The following is a 15,256-nucleotide window of genomic DNA, read 5'->3' as shown; positions in this document are numbered from 1 at the left end:
ACGGGTGTACTAGCCCACGTCCGTGATCTTGAACGTCAGATTCCTGGCCTCGGGCCGCAACGCAAAGTCAGGCCAGACATCCGGCCCGCAGGCCCTCGAACCCAGTCCATGCTGAGCGGCGTCGAGGTACAGGTAGCTGCCTTGGCTTGCCGGCAGTTCGTGGGGGTGATCCGCGCCGGCCATTTCCTGGGCTGTGTGCCCTGCCAGGGTAAATCCCGGCAGGCGCCCACGGGAATCAGGGACAGCGTCGAACCGCAACCAAGGATGGCCGGAGTTTTGCAGGTCCAGTGACCGTACATCGCTCCGGTGTCCGGTCTCCTGGGGTTTGGAGTAAGGAACGGACAACTCCTCAATTCCTGCCGAGTACCGGCCTACCAGGGCGGAACGGCGGCTGTCCGGGTAGGACTCGCGCGGTCCCGTACCAAACCACGAGACCCCGTCAACCGAACCGGGCAAGTCCAAACGGATGCCCACCCTGGGCCAGACCATGTCCCAGCGGGATCCGGGGATGACGTCAACGCGCAGCCAGAGCTCGCCGCCGGATACTTGCCACTCTTCGGTCACGGAGACCCAGTGCGAGCTGTTCGCGGCGGCATAGCGCGTACGGACACGCAGGCCGTCACCGCTGGAAACGACGTCCTCTACACGCGCAGTCAAGCGGTCGAGTCCAGCTTGGCGCCATTGCTCTGCCAGGGCCGGGGCAGGCACCCCGTTCCCGTTGTTCAGCCATGGATCGGCGGTGTCGTAGCTGCCCCTCCCTGCACCGGCGTCGTTGTCGGTCGGTGCCCGCCACAGTTCGAGGCGCGGCCCGGTCACCGGCAAGCCGGCCAGCGAGACCAGACGGCCGTCCTGGAAAGCCGCGGGTCCCAAGGTCAACGTTGTCGGCGCCCCGCCATCAGGCCGCGAAGGCAGAACAAGAGGGCGGGGTATTGCCTGGCGCGGACCTGTCTCGGTCAGCTCCAATTGCGCGGCGCTGATAACGTGCCCGGCTTCTGCCCACGCTGTGTCCTTTCGGAGGACGGCCTCCACCGTCAGCCAGTATTCGGCAGAGGCCACGGGCGCGAACGCCGGCATCGCGATCCGCGCCGCATCGCCGGCAGCCAGCGGCGTTCCCGCTTCCGTGAGCACGTCCAGTTCGCCGGAAGCGTTTACCACCCCGTCCACCTCGGTACGCCAGCGCAGCACAATATCCGATGCATCCGCCGTGTGCCGCAGGTTGGCGACGGACACGAACCGGCCCGTGCCGCCGTCGGGCGTTTCCGGTCCAAAACCCAAACGGAACGGCGAGACAACCTGCTTGTACTCAAAGAGTCCAGGGCTTGGTGTGGAGTCGGACAGGACCATGCCGTCCATCACGAAGTTCCCGTCGTGCACCACCTCGCCAAAGTCGCCGCCATAGGCGAAGAACTCCGTGCCATCCAAGGTGGTGGTACGGATGCCGTGATCCCGCCACTCCCAAACGAACCCACCGTGCAGGCGGGGGTAGCGGTCCACGAGGTCCTCGTACTGGTCGATGGCGCCCGGACCGTTGCCCATGGCGTGGATGTATTCGCACAGGATGAACGGCTTGGTCCGCTGGCGGGCCGACTCCGCGGCGGAGCAACCCAGCAGGAGTGAGCCGGAGTCGTCGCGGCCAATCGATTCGGTCTCCGGGACGGAGGAGTACATGCGCGAATACACATCGGTATAGGCGCCCGTGTAGTCGCCTTCGTAATGGACCGGTCGCCCGGAGTCACGGGCATGCGTCCAGGCGGACATGGCAGCAAGGTTTGATCCTGTTCCGGACTCGTTGCCCAGGGACCACATGACGATCGACGGGTGGTTCTTGTCCCGTTCCACCGTCCGTTCCATCCGATCCAGCAGGGCCTCACGCCAAGCGGGATCGTCGCTGGGATTGCCAACCCAGCCGTGCGCCTCGAAACCATGGGTTTCGAGGTCGCATTCCAGAATCACCCAGAAGCCCAGCTCATCGGCGATGTCCAGCAAGCGTGGGTGGGGCGGGTAGTGGCTGGTTCGGATGGCGTTGACGTTGAACTGCTTCATCAAGGCCAGGTCCTCGCGTGCAAAGTCTTCGTTGAACACGCGGCCCCGGTCCGGGTGGGTCTCATGCCGGTTAACTCCGTGGAACACTACGCGCCGGCCGTTCACCAGGAACTGGTCTCCCCGGATCTCCACGCTGCGGAAACCGAGGCGCAGCGATATGGTCTCGCTTTCGCTGGCCACAGTGGCGTTGTACAGGCGCGGAACTTCTGCGGACCAAGGTTCGACGGCGGTGATCGCCACAGGGGCGACGTCGGCAGGCGAGTTCCAGACGACGTCGACGTCCAGTTCCGGCACGCTGAGCCTGATGGGGAAGGCGGCGGGGGAGGCCACGATCTCAGGATCGATGGTTCCTGCTCCTGCATTGGTGAATGCGGTGCGGAGCCAGACGTCGTCAATTCCGCCGAGGGGCCTGGCCAAAAGGGTGACGTCCCGGAAAATGCCCGGCATCCACCACTGGTCCTGATCCTCCACATAGCTGGACGCGGACCATTGGTGGACCCTGACGGCAATCAGGTTCCTGCCGGGCCGTACGGCTTCGGTGACATCGAATTCCTGGGCGAGGCGGCTTCCCGTGCCAACGCCGATCAGGCTCCCGTTGAGCCACACCTTGTACCGGGATTCCACGCCGTCAAAGCGCAGAAGGATTTTCCCGGCTTCACTCCACTCCGCCGGTACCTCGAAAGTCCGGCGGTAGTCGCCGGTCGGATTGTGGTCCGGGACGTGCGGCGCATCAAGAGGGAAAGGGAACTGGACATTGGTGTAGATCGGGCGTCCATAACGGCCACGGCCCTCCAGGACCCAGTGGGCGGGAACCGGCATCTGGTCCCATCCTGAGTCATCCAGGGCTTCCTCCGAGACTCCTTCGATTGCTTCTCCCGCGGGAAGGACTCCACGTCCGCCCGCCGTGCCGGGACCACCCGGCAGAAGCCTGAAACGCCACTCACCATTAAGGGAGAGTGCCGGGGCATCACTGTGCAGCCACGAGCGCGCGGGCATCCTGTTTCCGGATCCGGGGCCGGGATCCGTGAGGTAGGAAACGTGCTGGTGTTCTGGGGACAAAGGCATTACTTAACGGCTCCTTCTGTCAGTCCGCCGCGCCAGAAGCGTTGCAGGACGACCATTGCGATACTGAGCGGAATGATGGACAGCAACACTCCGCCGGTGGTGAGTTCATAGAATTCGGGCAAGCGGTCAACCTGGCTAAGCCAGTTGTTGAGACCGAGTGTGATGGGGTAGAGCTCGGAGTCGGACAACATGACCAGCGGCAGGAAGTAGTTGTTCCAGATGCCTACAAGTTGGAAGAGAAAGACCGTGACGAGGGCAGGCGTGAGTACCTTAAGCCCGATGGTGTGGAAGATCCTGAGTTCCCCTGCGCCGTCGATCCGTGCCGCCTCGATCAGGGCTGTATCCACGGTGGCTTCCGCGTAGATCCTGCAGAGGAACAGGCCGAAAGGCGAGACAAGGGATGAAAGCAGGACGCTCCAGTAGGTGTTGGCGAGTCCCATCTGGCTGAACAGGAGGAACAGGGGCAGCGCCGTGGCCGTGCCGGGAACCAGGACTCCGCCGAGGATGGTGCCGAACACCAGGTTCCGTCCGCGGAACCGGTACTTGGCCAGCGCGTACCCGCCGGCCGCGGCGAAGTATGTGGCGAGCAGTGCGCCAACGCCCGCGTAGATGGCCGAGTTCAGGAACCAGCGGCCAAAGATCCCATTGTCGTAGCTGACCACCTTGGCGATGTTCTCGCCCAAGGAAAACGTGGATGCGAACCAGAAACCGTTGGTAGAGAAGAGATCCGCGGTGGACTTTGTTGAGGCGACGAAGACCCAGTACACGGGAATCAGGAAGTACAGTGCCACGATCACCAGGATCGCGGTGACGATGATGGTGGATGAGCGGCGCCGCCCTGCCGCGCGGTCCGCTCCCATGGCGGGCTTGCCGGCTGGTGACGGGATGTTCGACGTCGGTTTGGTGGCTGTTGTGGTCATGAGGACTTCCTGTTCGTGAATGCGAGGAAGGCGAAGGACAAAACAAATGCCGCGACGGCGATGATGACCGACTGGGCAGCGGCGACGTTGTAATCGTTGTAGGCAAAGGCCGTGGTGTAGGCGCTGAGGTTCGGGGTGTACTGGCTGTCGATGGCAGGAGCTACCGTTTTCAACACCTGGGCTTCGGCGAACAGTTGGAGCGTGCCGATGATCGAGAAAACCGTGGTGAGGACCAACGCGGGACGAATCAGGGGAAGCTGGATGCTCCGGGCAACCCGCCACGTCGAGGCGCCGTCCACTTTCGCGGCCTCGTAGAGTTCCCCCGGAATGGCCTTCAACTGGGCGACGATAATCAGCATGTTGTAGCCGGTGTAGCTCCACGTCACGATGTTGGCCACTGACCAGAGCACGCTGTTGGCACCCAGGAAGTCAGGAGTCAGGCCCACGATCTTGGCTACATCGAACAAGGGGCTGAGTCCGGGCACATAGAGGAAGGACCAGAGGATGGTGGCGATCACACCTGGCACCCCGTAGGGAAGGAAATAGGCGGCGCGGAAGAACCCCGGCCATCGTGCCGAAGCTGATTCCAGGAGCAAGGCCAGGACGGTGCAGAAAATGATCATCACAGGAACCTGAACGACGCCAAAGAGCAGCATGCGTCCTATGGAGGCCACAAAACCTCCGTCGCCCAGTGCCAATGCGTAGTTGCCGAATCCCGCGAATTCGCTGGTAACGCCGGCTTCGCCGAAGAGGCCTTGGCGGGTGACCTTGGTGAAGCTGGAACCAACGGCGGCGATGATGGGCAGGATAAACGTAAGGGCGAACAATGCCAGGAACGGCGCAAGCAGAAGCCAGGGTGCCCGGGTGGTGGCTCCGGTTCGCTTACTGCGGGATGGTGGTGGTCCGGAGCGTTGGCTGACTGGAACGGTGCGGACGGTGGTCATGACGTTTCCTTCCGGATGCTCAGGCCTTTGTTCTTGAAGACCTCCATGATCTGCTGCTCGGACTTCACCACTGAGTCCACCAAGCTGGTCCCGAATGCCTTCTTCCGGAAACCGTCACTGAGGATGTTGAACGACTGCTGGGTGACCGGCCACCAGGACCAGTCCGTGTTTTGTTGGCCCGTGGCTGGAACAAACACTTCCTCGTTGTAGCGTTGGCCACTGAAGAAGGTGGACGGTTGCTTCCGCTCAGTGCCGATGAAACCGGGGTTGGGCGACCAGCCGATGCCGCTGTGCTTGATCTCGGCATCGATCCCTTCCGTGGAGGTGGTGAGCCAGACGGCGAACTCGAGTGCCTCTTTGGGGTGCTTGCTGTTGGCCAGCACTGCGGCGGTGGAACCTCCCAGATAGCTGGACCCGAACCCGCTGCCGTCCCACGTGGGCATGGGAGCAACGCGCCATTTGCCTTCGGAGCCGCTGACACCCTGGACCAGGGCGTCACCCCAACTGCCCGTGATGGTGGAGGCAATGCCACCCTTGGCTGCGGCGGCAAACCATGCGGGGGAAAAGGCTCCGTAGGCAGTATTGACGATGTCCTGGTTGATGGCTTGATCGAAAAACCGGGCCGTGTTGAGCGTGGCGTCGTCGGTCATGTTGATGACCCAGCCGTCGGATTCCGGGCGTAGCCACACCGCGCCTGCCTGGGATGCATAGGAAGCAAACGGTGAGGCATCGCTGATGGGGAAGCAGTCCAAGTAGACATCCCTGGAGCGGAGTTCCTTGCCCAGGCCGGCCCACTCGTCCCACGTGGCGGGGGTCGTCCCGCCCACTGATTCGAGGACCGCGGGTTGGTAGAACATCCCCATCGGGCCTGAATCCTGCGGAATGCCGTAGACGCCTCCGGCGTAGCTGACCTGCTTCCACAGTGTCTCGTCATAGAGATGGGCGTGGTCATTGGCCCCGTAGCGGGACAGGTCCACCAGTCCGTTGACGAGGAGGAACTCGGGGATGGAACGCATTTCCACTTGCGCGAGGTCGGGGCCGCCCCCGGCAGCCAGGGCCGAGTAGAGCTTCTGGTATCCGCCGGAGTTGCCGCCTGGAATCCACACTACGTCGACCTGGATATCAGGGTGCTGTGCATTCCAAAGGTCGGCGACATTCTGGAAGTCCTTGAGCCAGGCCCAGTAGGTAAGCCTCACGGGGCCCTGTGCAGGAGCAAGAGTGGGGGCCGCGTTGACTGACTGGGTGCCCGGCGTGGCGCACCCTGAAAGGACGCCCATTGCGGCGGTACCCAATCCAGCACCAAGGAGTTGTCTTCGCGTGAGAGCGGTCATGTGCCTTCACCTCGTTGTGTCGGTTGCAGAGGCCACTGACGAACGTCCGCCGGCGGCCGAATGTGATCACGGTAACATAAAATTCGAGTGACTACTCGAATTTTATGTGATGCCGCGAACTCCGCCTGTACACTGGCTAGCCATGACCACAAAGGACAGTGCGCGCTCCGGGAAGCGTGGTCCCTACGCCAAGTCCGAGGAGCGGCGACGCACCATTTTGGATGCTGCCCACGCGGTTTTTGCTGCCCGGGGCTACCGTGGAGGTTCACTTCAGGACGTCGCCGACCACGCCGGCATGAGCCAAACCAGCCTCCTGCACTATTTCCCCTCCAAGAGCGAGCTCCTGATGGCAGTGCTTGCCCGGCGTGACGAAATTACCGAGGCCGCCAACCCGGCCGATATGGCGGAGGGCTTTGCCGAGGTGGTCTTTGGAACCGCCGAGTACAACGAGAACATCCCCGGGGTGATTGAGCTGTACACGGTGCTGTGCGCTGAGTCCCTGACCGAAGGGCACCCTGGCAGGGAGTACTTCACCGACCGTTTCGCCCGGCTTCGGCGGAGCTACACGAGGCGGTTCAAGGAGCTCCAGGCCGAGGGAAGGCTCCGCCCCGGAGTGGATCCGGCACAGGCTGCCACCTCCTTGGTGGGTCTGTGGGATGGTGTCCAGACACAATGGCTCCTGGCCCCGGACGACGTGAACGTTGCGCAAAGCCTGCGCGCTTTCTTCGACTTGGTGGTGGTCCCGCGCTAGCTGACTGCGTTGTCAGGCCCGCTTTGCGCGGACACGCCATCGAATAGCCCGCACAGTGGACCCCGCAACGGGAAACTTAGCCGCGGAAGGCCGGGATGCCCGTAATGTGGTGCCCCAGGATCAGGGTGTGCACTTCATCGGTGCCTTCGTACGTCCGCACGGATTCCAGGTTGTTGGCGTGCCGCAGGGGTGAATGTTCCAGGGTTACCCCATTGCCACCCAGGATGGTCCGGGCTTCGCGGGCGATCTTGATGGCCTCGCGCACGTTGTTCAGCTTGGCCAGGGAAATCTGTTCGGGCCGCAGCTTGCCGGCGTCCTTCAATCTGCCCAGGTGGAGGGCCAGCATGGTGCCCTTTTGCAGTTCCACCAGCATGTTCACCAACTTTTCCTGCGTCAGTTGGTACCCGGCCAGCGGGCGGTCGAACTGTATGCGGCCACCGGCGTAGTCCAAGGCAGCCTCGTAGGAGTCGCGGGCTGCTCCCATGGCACCCCAGGCAATGCCGTAGCGGGCCTCGTTAAGGCACGTGAACGGCCCGCGGAGTCCGTTGGCACCCGGGAGGACGGACTCCGGACCCAGCCGAACGGCGTCGAACGTTACCTCGCATTGGATGGAAGCGCGCATGGAGAGCTTCGGTTCGATGGGGGTGGCAGTGACCCCGGCTGTCCCGGCCGGGACCAGGAAGCCGCGGATGCCCTCGGCTGTTTTCGCCCACACCACCATGACGTCTGCCATCGACGCCAACCCGATCCACCGCTTGGCACCGTCCAGAACCCAGCCCCCGTCCGACTCGCGGGCGAACGTGGTCATGGACGAAGGATCGGACCCCGCAGCGGGCTCTGTCAGGGCGAAGCAGCCGATCAGCTCACCCGCGGCCATCCGGGGCAGCCAGCGCTCCTTCTGTTCCTCCGAGCCCCAGGAATGGATCGCGGTCATGGCCAGGGAACCCTGCACCGACACAAAGGTGCGGATGCCGGAGTCGCCGGCTTCCAGTTCCATGGCGGCCAGGCCATATTCGACGGCGGTCCGGCCCGGGCAGCCATAACCCTCCAGCTGCATGCCGAGGACACCCAGCTCACCCAGTTCCTGTGCGATCTCCCGGGGGAAGACGGCGTCCTCGTACCAGCGGGCAATGTTGGGCCTGATCCGTTGGGTGGTGAAATCGCGGATCCGCTCCCTGGTGTCCAGTTCTTCGGTGCTCAAAAGGGAGTCGAGGGCAAGGACATCGGAAGGATCGCTCATGCCAGCATCCTAGGCGCAGGAGCGACCCTAGCCCCGGACCACCCCGGCCTCTGCGCGCTTACCGGTGAAGTAGTCCCTGGTTGAGGGGGCGAAGCGGCACACAACGGCCAGCACCGCGCCCAGGGCCAGCAGCAGGACACCACTGACAAAGGCCCCGCCGATGCCGAAGATCTGCGTGTCGCCGTAAGCCGGGTCCCACATTTCCACGGCGGAGATGAAGAACGCGACCGTAAGGCTCAGCGCACCAAGGAAAGGAAGGATGCCGCGGAACCAGAGGTTGCGGGCGGATTCGCGGAGTGTGGCACGGAAGTACCAGACGCAGGAGAAGCCGGTCAGTGCGTAGTAGAAGGCGATGAACAAGCTGATGGCACTGATGGAGTCGGCCAGCAGGTTTTCGCTGAGGAAGCTCATGGCCACGTAGTACACCACTGCAACGGCGCCCATCACCTGCGTGGAGAACCCGGGAGTCATGTAACGCTCGTGGACCTTGCCGAACCGGGGCGGAAGGGCTCCATGCACTCCCATGGACAGCGTGCCCCTGGCCGTCGGGAGGATGGTGGTCTGCGTTGAGGACAGGACGGAAGCCAGCACGGCCACCACGATCAGCCAGCCCCAAGGCCCCAGCACGACGTCCTTCATGGCCAGGAAGACATCGTCCTGGTTGGCCTCATTGCCGAGGCCGATGCCGTCGGTGCCGATCGTTGCGTACATCATCACCAGGAGGGCAACAGACACGTAGATCGCTACCAGGACGAACGCCGAGATCACGGCCCCGCGGCCCGGGGTCTTGGCCGGGTTCTCAGTCTCTTCATTCAGGGCCAGGCAGGTGTCCCAACCCCAGTAGATGAACAGCGCCAGCAGCACGCCGTGGACCACGGCACTGGGGTCCGCGAAAGCGCCCACCGGGTTGAACCACTCAAAGTCGAAGGCCTGTCCCTCCGGAGCACCGCCCGCGATGCGGATGATGATCGCCAGTGCGAAGATTCCCAGCGAGATGTACTGGATGTAGGTCAGGGTCCGCTGTACATGCTCGCCCAGCCTGATCCCGCGATGATTCACATAGGTCATGAAGGCGATGAACAGTACACCGGTGGCAGTGACCAGCCAGGTGTTCTCCGCCAGGGAGCCGTCGCCGACCAGCAGCCAAAGGTACTTGCCGGCGATCTGTGCCAGGTTGGCGAGCACCACGATCCCTGCCAGGGCGACGCCCCAGCCGCCGAGCCAGCCGGCCCAGGGACCGAAGGCCTTCCTGGCCCATATGAACGTGGTGCCGCAGTCCGGCAAGGCGCTGTTGAGTTCCCGGAAGGCGTAGGCAATGAAGAGGACCGGGATGAAGCCCAGGATGAGGATCAGGGGAGTGTAGTTGCCGTTGACGGCAACAATGAGGCCCAGCGTGGCAGCCAGGGAATAGACAGGCGCCGTTGACGCCAGGCCCAGCATGACGGAGTCGCCAAGGTCCAGGATTCCGGCGTGGAGGCCTTTGGAAGGAACGACGGCGGTTCCGTCGCCGCCCGGGGAACCACCCGGCGTCGAAATTTCAGTGCTCATAGTACGGCTCCAAAAGGTGAGGTCGAAGTGGGTTGTGCCGGCGCCGGAGCGTCGATCGTGTTGGGCACGAAGCGGCAGAAGTAGTCCGTGATGGGCCCGTCTGATTCGCGGATGCCGCAGCCGACGGACTCGCCGTCCACCACCCACAGCCCCAGGACGGGATGGTTGCCGTCGTAGTCCGGCAGGGAGTGGTACTGCTGGTAGCACCAGCCCTCCCGGCCATAGCCGCCAGGTTGCGAGATGTCGATTCCCGGGGCGTGGATGCGGATATTGTCGCCCTCGCGGCCATGGAGCGGCTTGGCCACCCATTCCTTCAGCGGACCGGGGTCGCCCAGATAGGCGGGCAGAAGGTTTTCATGGCCGGGGTAAAGGTGCCACAGGGCGGCCAGGAGGGCCTTGTTGGAGAGCAGCATCTTCCAGGCCGGCTCCACCCAGCGCGGATTGTGCGCGCGGGTCAGGAGCCGGTGCCCGAAGGGCTCCTTCATCATCAGTTCCCACGGGTAGAGCTTGAACATGGTGCTGATCATGAAATTGTCCAGGTCCACGAACCTGTTCAGGTTGGGGTCCCAGCCGATATCGGACATGTTGATGCCAATGGTGGTCCATCCGCCCTGGCTGGCGACGTCGCGCATGTAGGCGGCGGTCATCCAGTCCTCGCCGGATTCTTCCGCCTCGGAGTGGGCGACGTGCAGCGTGCTCATGCCCGTGCGGAACTGGAGCTTCTGCCACTGGCGGATCAGGGCTTCGTGGATCCCGTTCCACTGGTCCTTATCAGGGAACACGTCCTGCAGCCAGAACCATTGTGCGACCGAGGCTTCGATCAGGCCGGTAGGGGTGTCGGCGTTGTACTCCAGCATCTTGGCCGGCCCGCCCTTGCCGTCGTAGATGAAGTCGAAGCGGCCGTAGACATCCATGTCGCCGGCCTGCAGCGACTCCGCAGCGAGCTCCAGGGCCTGCCGTCCGATGCCGATGTCGCCCATGGCGCCGGTGGCCAGGTACTTGGCGGCCTCCAGGCACATGAGATGCATGTCCTCGGCAGTCTTCTCGAGGGTCTCCACCTCGTCCATGGTGAATTCGTAGTAGGCCGATTCGTTCCAGTATTCGATTTTGCGGCCGTCGGGCATGGTGGTGGTGGAGAAAACCAGGCCCTGTTCTTCGATCTTCTGTTTCCAGTCCGGCCTGGGCGCGGAGGTCAATCGCCGCACGCCTACCCTCCCGAGCTTCCGCCGCTTTTCGAACTGCTGCCGAATCCGCCGCGGCTTACCGTGCCGCCCTTGCTGCTGTAGCCCGTGGACGTCTTGGCACCCTGCGGGACCGTCTTGGTGTAGCTGGGGTAGGAGCTTCGGTTCTGGCCCACAGCAGGCACACTGGCACCGCGGGAGTAGAAGTACCACGCGTACACGCCGGAACTGCGGCCGGCAGAACTGCTGTTGTTGCACTGGGAATCGTCAACGCGTTCCCCGGTTTCCTCGTTGAAACACACCTGGGCGTAATCGGCTTCAGCTTCGTTGCTGGCCACCACTGCGGTGATGGTGCCGGCCAACAGTGCCGTGACACCCAGGCCTACGACGACGGTGCGGCGCCGCGAGCGCTTCTTTCGGGCCTCCGCGTGGGCTGCCTCGCGTTCCCGTTCCTTGGCGAACGGGTCCACCACCGGAAGCGGTTTCCCTGGTTCGGGCTGGTGTGGGGCGGCGTTGGCCGTGGCTCCGCGCTTGCCTTTGCCTTTGCCTTCCGGAGCCTGTGGCACGGGGCCAGAGCCGGCCATATCGGGCCGCAGCTCCGGCTTGGGGACCTGCCACGGCGGTGGCTTGGGCGTGTTGCTGCCGGTGCTGCCGGCGTCCCAGCCGCTGTTGTCCCGGCCGTTGTTGTCCGGGCCGCCGGCAGGGTTGCCAGCGCCGTCTTTCGGGTCCATTCGTTTCCCCCTGGATAGACCGTTGGAGTGTCCGGCGCCCTGGCCGGATGAGGATGCTGAAAGCAAGCCTAGTCCTTGCGCGCCGCACAGGCACCGGTGTCGCGCCGGAGTGGGGAGAACTGCCCACACGGGCCACGTGCAAGGATAAAGCCATGCCAGCACCGGAAGCCCTTCCCGACGACGCCCACGGACTCCTGCTGCGGCTCCCCACGGTGCGTGGCATCGGGCGTGGCCGGATCATGGCGGGCCTCGTGCTGGCGCTGGTGCTGCCGGCCGCCGTCGAAATCCTGGTCACCGTCACCGGGTTCCGGAACTTCGCCGTGACCATGCTTTTCCAGCTGGCAGCCGCCGTGGCAGTTGCCGCGATAGGTGGCCTGTGGCCTGCGGTGGTGGCCGCCGTGCTGGGCAGCTTCCTGCTGAACTACTTTTCGGCCGAACCCGTGGGCTCCCTGTCCATCGCCGATCCGACCACCCTGTTCACCCTGGTGGTCTTCCTGGCAGTGGCGTGTGGCGTGGCGCTCGCAGTGGGGCTTGCGACGCGCCGGGCCCAGGAAGCGGCGCAGTCCGGTGCTGAGGCCACCGCGCTGAGCGGACTTGCACTGCGCATCCTGAGTTCCGATGACACCTTGGAATCATTCCTCGAAAAGGTCCGGGTCACGTTGGGGGTGGAGGCCGTGACGCTTCTGGGGGCTACCGGCGAGCGCCTTCCGGGTGCACAGCGCGGTTGGCAGGTCCTGGCCGGGGCCGGGGTCCAACCGCCGGTGACACATGCCGCCGCCGACCATGCCGCCGTCGTTGATCCCCACTACACGCTGCTGCTGCGCGGTGGTCCGCTGACGCCGCAACAGCAGCGGCTGCTGGCCGCGTTCGGCGCTTTGGTGGTGGCCGTGCGGGAACGGCAGCAGCTGGCCAGGAGCCGCAGGGACAACCAACGCCTGGCCGAAGGGAACAAGATGCGCACCTCCATCCTGCGCGCTGTGTCGCACGACCTCCGCACTCCGCTGGCCGGCATCAAGCTGGCGGTCGGCAGCCTGCGGCAGGAGGACGTCACGTTCCCTCCCGAAGTCCAGCGTGAACTCCTGGAAACCATCGAAAACTATGCCGACCGCTTGGACCACCTGGTAGGCAACCTGCTGGACATGTCCCGGATCACCGCGGATGCGGTCAACCCCTTGCTGACCGGTGTCGGGTGGGCGCAGGTGTTGCCGGAGGCACTGCGGGGCGTCCCCGTCGGCAGGCTCAGGAATGAACTTCCGCCCAACCTTCCGCCGGTACAGGCCGACGCCGGGATGCTGGAACGGGTGGTCGCCAATATCGCGGAGAACGCCGTGAAGTACGCTCCGGATTCGGACGTCGTCATCACCGCGCGCACGGGTGCCGGCATCAGGGTGGGGGACCGGCCGGCCGGCGAGCTGCGGGTCATCGACCACGGGTCTGGAGTAGGGCACGCCGAAGTGCTGGAGATGTTTCGGCCCTTTCAGCGGCTTGGCGACTCACCCTCGCCGGGCGGCGGGGGCGGGATCGGACTGGGCCTTGCCGTCGCGAAGGGTTTCACCGAGGCCATGGGTGGAACCCTGGTTGCCGAAGCCACACCGGGCGGCGGGCTGACCATGGTGGTGACCTTGCCTTTGTGGACCGGGCACGGCGGGAACGCGGCATGACCCGGGTCTTGATCGTGGAGGACGAGGCGCAGATCGCCCGGGCCATGCAGATCACGCTCCAAGCCAACGGTTACCAGGCCATCACCGTGGGAACCGGTGCCGACGCCCTGACCGCGGTCAGCCGAAACGGCGTTGACCTGGTGGTCCTGGACCTCGGTTTGCCGGATATGGATGGTGTGGAGGTGATCCGCCGCATCCGTGGGTGGAGCGCCATGCCGATCGTGGTGTTGTCGGCCCGGCACGCGTCGGAAGACAAAGTGGAAGCGCTCGACGCCGGTGCGGACGACTATGTCACCAAGCCCTTCGGTTTGGATGAGCTGCTTGCGCGCCTGCGGGTCGCCTCCCGCCGGCTGGTCACCGAGCCGGAGCAGCCGATGTTGGCGACGCCCGACTTCCTGGTGGACCTGGCCGGCAAGAAGATCACCAAGGACGGTGCGGAGATCCGGTTGACGCCCACCGAGTGGAACATCCTGGAGTTGTTGGTCCGCAACAAGGGCAAGCTGGTCAGCCAGCAGCAGATCCTCACCCAGGTGTGGGGCCAGGCTTATTCAAAGGAGACGCAGTACCTCCGGGTGTATATCGCCCAACTGCGCCGGAAGCTTGAGCGTGATCCGGCGGCCCCCAGGCACCTTCATACAGAGGCGGGGATGGGATACCGGTTCGATCCGTAGTTGGCATGAATCGGTCTGGCGGTGCGTGGGATGGCGTGCCTCCCTTCGTGTCAGCCCGGCATTCGAATTCGTGGTGAAAGAGGTCATGCCCCGCGACTGACGTGGCACCCGGTTGCCCCGCCGACGCACCCAGCCAGCCCGCCGTCGTCGTTGATTCCCCGGTCTTGTACCCCCACCACCCACTTTGAGAGCACAGGGTGGCAGGAAGTGCTGTGGACCGGCGAGTCGCGGAGAATACTCCTTCAAAGTGGGTGGCGGCGGTACGCCGGCAGGGCGCAACTCCAATCACTTCGGAGGTGAAGGGGCGGTTTAGTGAGAGAGCGTTGGCCGGAAGGGGGTGTTTGGTGAGAGAGCATCCGTGGGGCGCTTCCGTAGACTAGGCGCATGAACACCGCATCCGTCCTTGCCGTCTGCCGGGTCCATCAATTGCTGCCGGACCCGGAGGGAAGCGTGGGCGTAACGGCCATCGACAAACGGCCGGTTGAAGGTCCCGTCAAGGTCCACAAGCTGGGCCTGCACGGTGATGTGCAGGCCAGCCGCAAGGATCACGGGGGAGAGGACCAGGCGCTGTACGCCTACTCCCAGGATGACGCCGACTTCTGGTCTTCCGAACTCCAGCGGGAGCTGCCGCCGGGGATCTTTGGTGAGAACCTTCGGGTTGCCGGCATCGACGCCACCGGGGCCGTGATCGGCGAACGGTGGAAGATCGGCCTGGACCTGGAAGTGGAGGTGACATCGCCGCGGGTTCCCTGTGCCACGTTCCAACGGGTGCTGGGGGAACCGCAGTGGGTCAAGCGGTTTACGGCCGAGGGCCGCGTGGGAACCTACCTGCGCGTCATCAAGACCGGGAGCATCTCTGCCGACGACCACATCCACCGCCTGTTCGTACCCAAGCACGGCATTACGGTGGGGCAATGGTTCAGCGGAGCCACCCCGGACATGGTGCAGACACTGCTGGACGCGGAAGCGGACGGCGAGATCCGGTTGCAGGACGACTACCACCCGATGTTCGAAAAAGTCATGCGGCGCCACGGGCTGTAGCCCCTGATCGGCCCGGATCACGTGCCTCGCTGCCGGGCAAGGCGCGGGCTCCGCCTGCAGTGTGTGCGCAAGCTCTCACCGCCGTTGGTACACCGTGGGTCGCGGCCTGACGGCACCGTACCTTACACT

General features: G+C 64.4%; 12 protein-coding genes. 4 read left to right on the top strand and 8 right to left on the bottom strand.

Annotated features, from left to right (window positions below):
* Positions 1-9: 9 nt before the first annotated feature.
* From ACPFL9_RS15455 to ACPFL9_RS15440, 4 genes are read right to left on the bottom strand one after another with little or no spacing between them, the layout of a single operon-like run.
* Positions 10-3,108 carry a glycoside hydrolase family 2 TIM barrel-domain containing protein gene (locus tag ACPFL9_RS15455; RefSeq protein WP_426003726.1) on the bottom strand — a complete coding sequence of 1,033 codons (3,099 nt, stop codon included), beginning with the start codon at positions 3,106-3,108 and terminating at the stop codon, positions 10-12.
* Positions 3,108-4,028 carry a carbohydrate ABC transporter permease gene (locus ACPFL9_RS15450; protein ID WP_426003725.1) on the bottom strand — a complete coding sequence of 307 codons (921 nt, stop codon included), beginning with the start codon at positions 4,026-4,028 and terminating at the stop codon, positions 3,108-3,110. The genes ACPFL9_RS15455 and ACPFL9_RS15450 overlap by 1 nt, the downstream gene beginning before the upstream one ends.
* Positions 4,025-4,972, bottom strand: a complete 948-nt coding sequence (locus ACPFL9_RS15445) for a carbohydrate ABC transporter permease (RefSeq protein ID WP_426003724.1) — start codon at positions 4,970-4,972, stop codon at positions 4,025-4,027. Before ACPFL9_RS15445 ends, ACPFL9_RS15450 begins: the two co-directional genes overlap by 4 nt.
* Positions 4,969-6,303 (bottom strand): ABC transporter substrate-binding protein, encoded by a 1,335-nt coding sequence (locus ACPFL9_RS15440; protein ID WP_426003723.1) that lies wholly within the window; start codon positions 6,301-6,303, stop codon positions 4,969-4,971. The genes ACPFL9_RS15445 and ACPFL9_RS15440 overlap by 4 nt, the downstream gene beginning before the upstream one ends.
* Before the next feature lie 142 nt (positions 6,304-6,445).
* Between ACPFL9_RS15440 and ACPFL9_RS15435 the strand changes: the two genes are divergently transcribed.
* Positions 6,446-7,054, top strand: coding sequence for a TetR/AcrR family transcriptional regulator (locus ACPFL9_RS15435; RefSeq protein ID WP_426003722.1), 609 nt, complete (start codon positions 6,446-6,448; stop codon positions 7,052-7,054).
* 76 nt (positions 7,055-7,130) lie between these two features.
* Here the strand turns inward: ACPFL9_RS15435 and ACPFL9_RS15430 are convergent, their stop codons facing one another.
* From ACPFL9_RS15430 to ACPFL9_RS15415, 4 genes are read right to left on the bottom strand one after another with little or no spacing between them, the layout of a single operon-like run.
* Positions 7,131-8,294, bottom strand: a complete 1,164-nt coding sequence (locus ACPFL9_RS15430; protein WP_426003721.1) for an acyl-CoA dehydrogenase family protein — start codon at positions 8,292-8,294, stop codon at positions 7,131-7,133.
* 27 nt (positions 8,295-8,321) lie between these two features.
* Entirely contained in the window at positions 8,322-9,842 is a 1,521-nt protein-coding gene (locus ACPFL9_RS15425; protein ID WP_426003720.1) for an APC family permease, read from the bottom strand.
* Complete coding sequence (locus ACPFL9_RS15420; RefSeq protein WP_426003719.1) at positions 9,839-11,047, bottom strand: glutathionylspermidine synthase family protein; 1,209 nt, start codon at positions 11,045-11,047, stop codon at positions 9,839-9,841. The genes ACPFL9_RS15425 and ACPFL9_RS15420 overlap by 4 nt, the downstream gene beginning before the upstream one ends.
* Before the next feature lie 2 nt (positions 11,048-11,049).
* Positions 11,050-11,754 carry a Tat pathway signal protein gene (locus ACPFL9_RS15415; RefSeq protein WP_426003718.1) on the bottom strand — a complete coding sequence of 235 codons (705 nt, stop codon included), beginning with the start codon at positions 11,752-11,754 and terminating at the stop codon, positions 11,050-11,052.
* A 152-nt stretch (positions 11,755-11,906) separates the two neighbouring features.
* Between ACPFL9_RS15415 and ACPFL9_RS15410 the strand changes: the two genes are divergently transcribed.
* The 3 genes from ACPFL9_RS15410 to ACPFL9_RS15400 all read left to right on the top strand — a co-directional run bounded on the left by ACPFL9_RS15410 (position 11,907) and on the right by ACPFL9_RS15400 (position 15,127).
* Positions 11,907-13,415 (top strand): sensor histidine kinase, encoded by a 1,509-nt coding sequence (locus ACPFL9_RS15410; RefSeq protein ID WP_426003717.1) that lies wholly within the window; start codon positions 11,907-11,909, stop codon positions 13,413-13,415.
* The gene (locus ACPFL9_RS15405; protein WP_426003716.1) at positions 13,412-14,086 is read left to right on the top strand and encodes a response regulator; all 675 of its coding nucleotides are present in this window, start codon (positions 13,412-13,414) and stop codon (positions 14,084-14,086) included. The genes ACPFL9_RS15410 and ACPFL9_RS15405 overlap by 4 nt, the downstream gene beginning before the upstream one ends.
* 384 nt (positions 14,087-14,470) lie before the next feature.
* Positions 14,471-15,127, top strand: a complete 657-nt coding sequence (locus ACPFL9_RS15400; protein ID WP_426003715.1) for an MOSC domain-containing protein — start codon at positions 14,471-14,473, stop codon at positions 15,125-15,127.
* The last annotated feature ends 129 nt before the right edge of the window (positions 15,128-15,256 follow it).

Source organism: Paenarthrobacter sp. NyZ202 (assembly GCF_049860755.1).
Classification (GTDB): Bacteria; Actinomycetota; Actinomycetes; order Actinomycetales; family Micrococcaceae; genus Arthrobacter.
The sequence above is the reverse complement of the archived record's forward strand: the minus strand, read 5'-3'. Positions and strand labels throughout refer to the sequence as shown.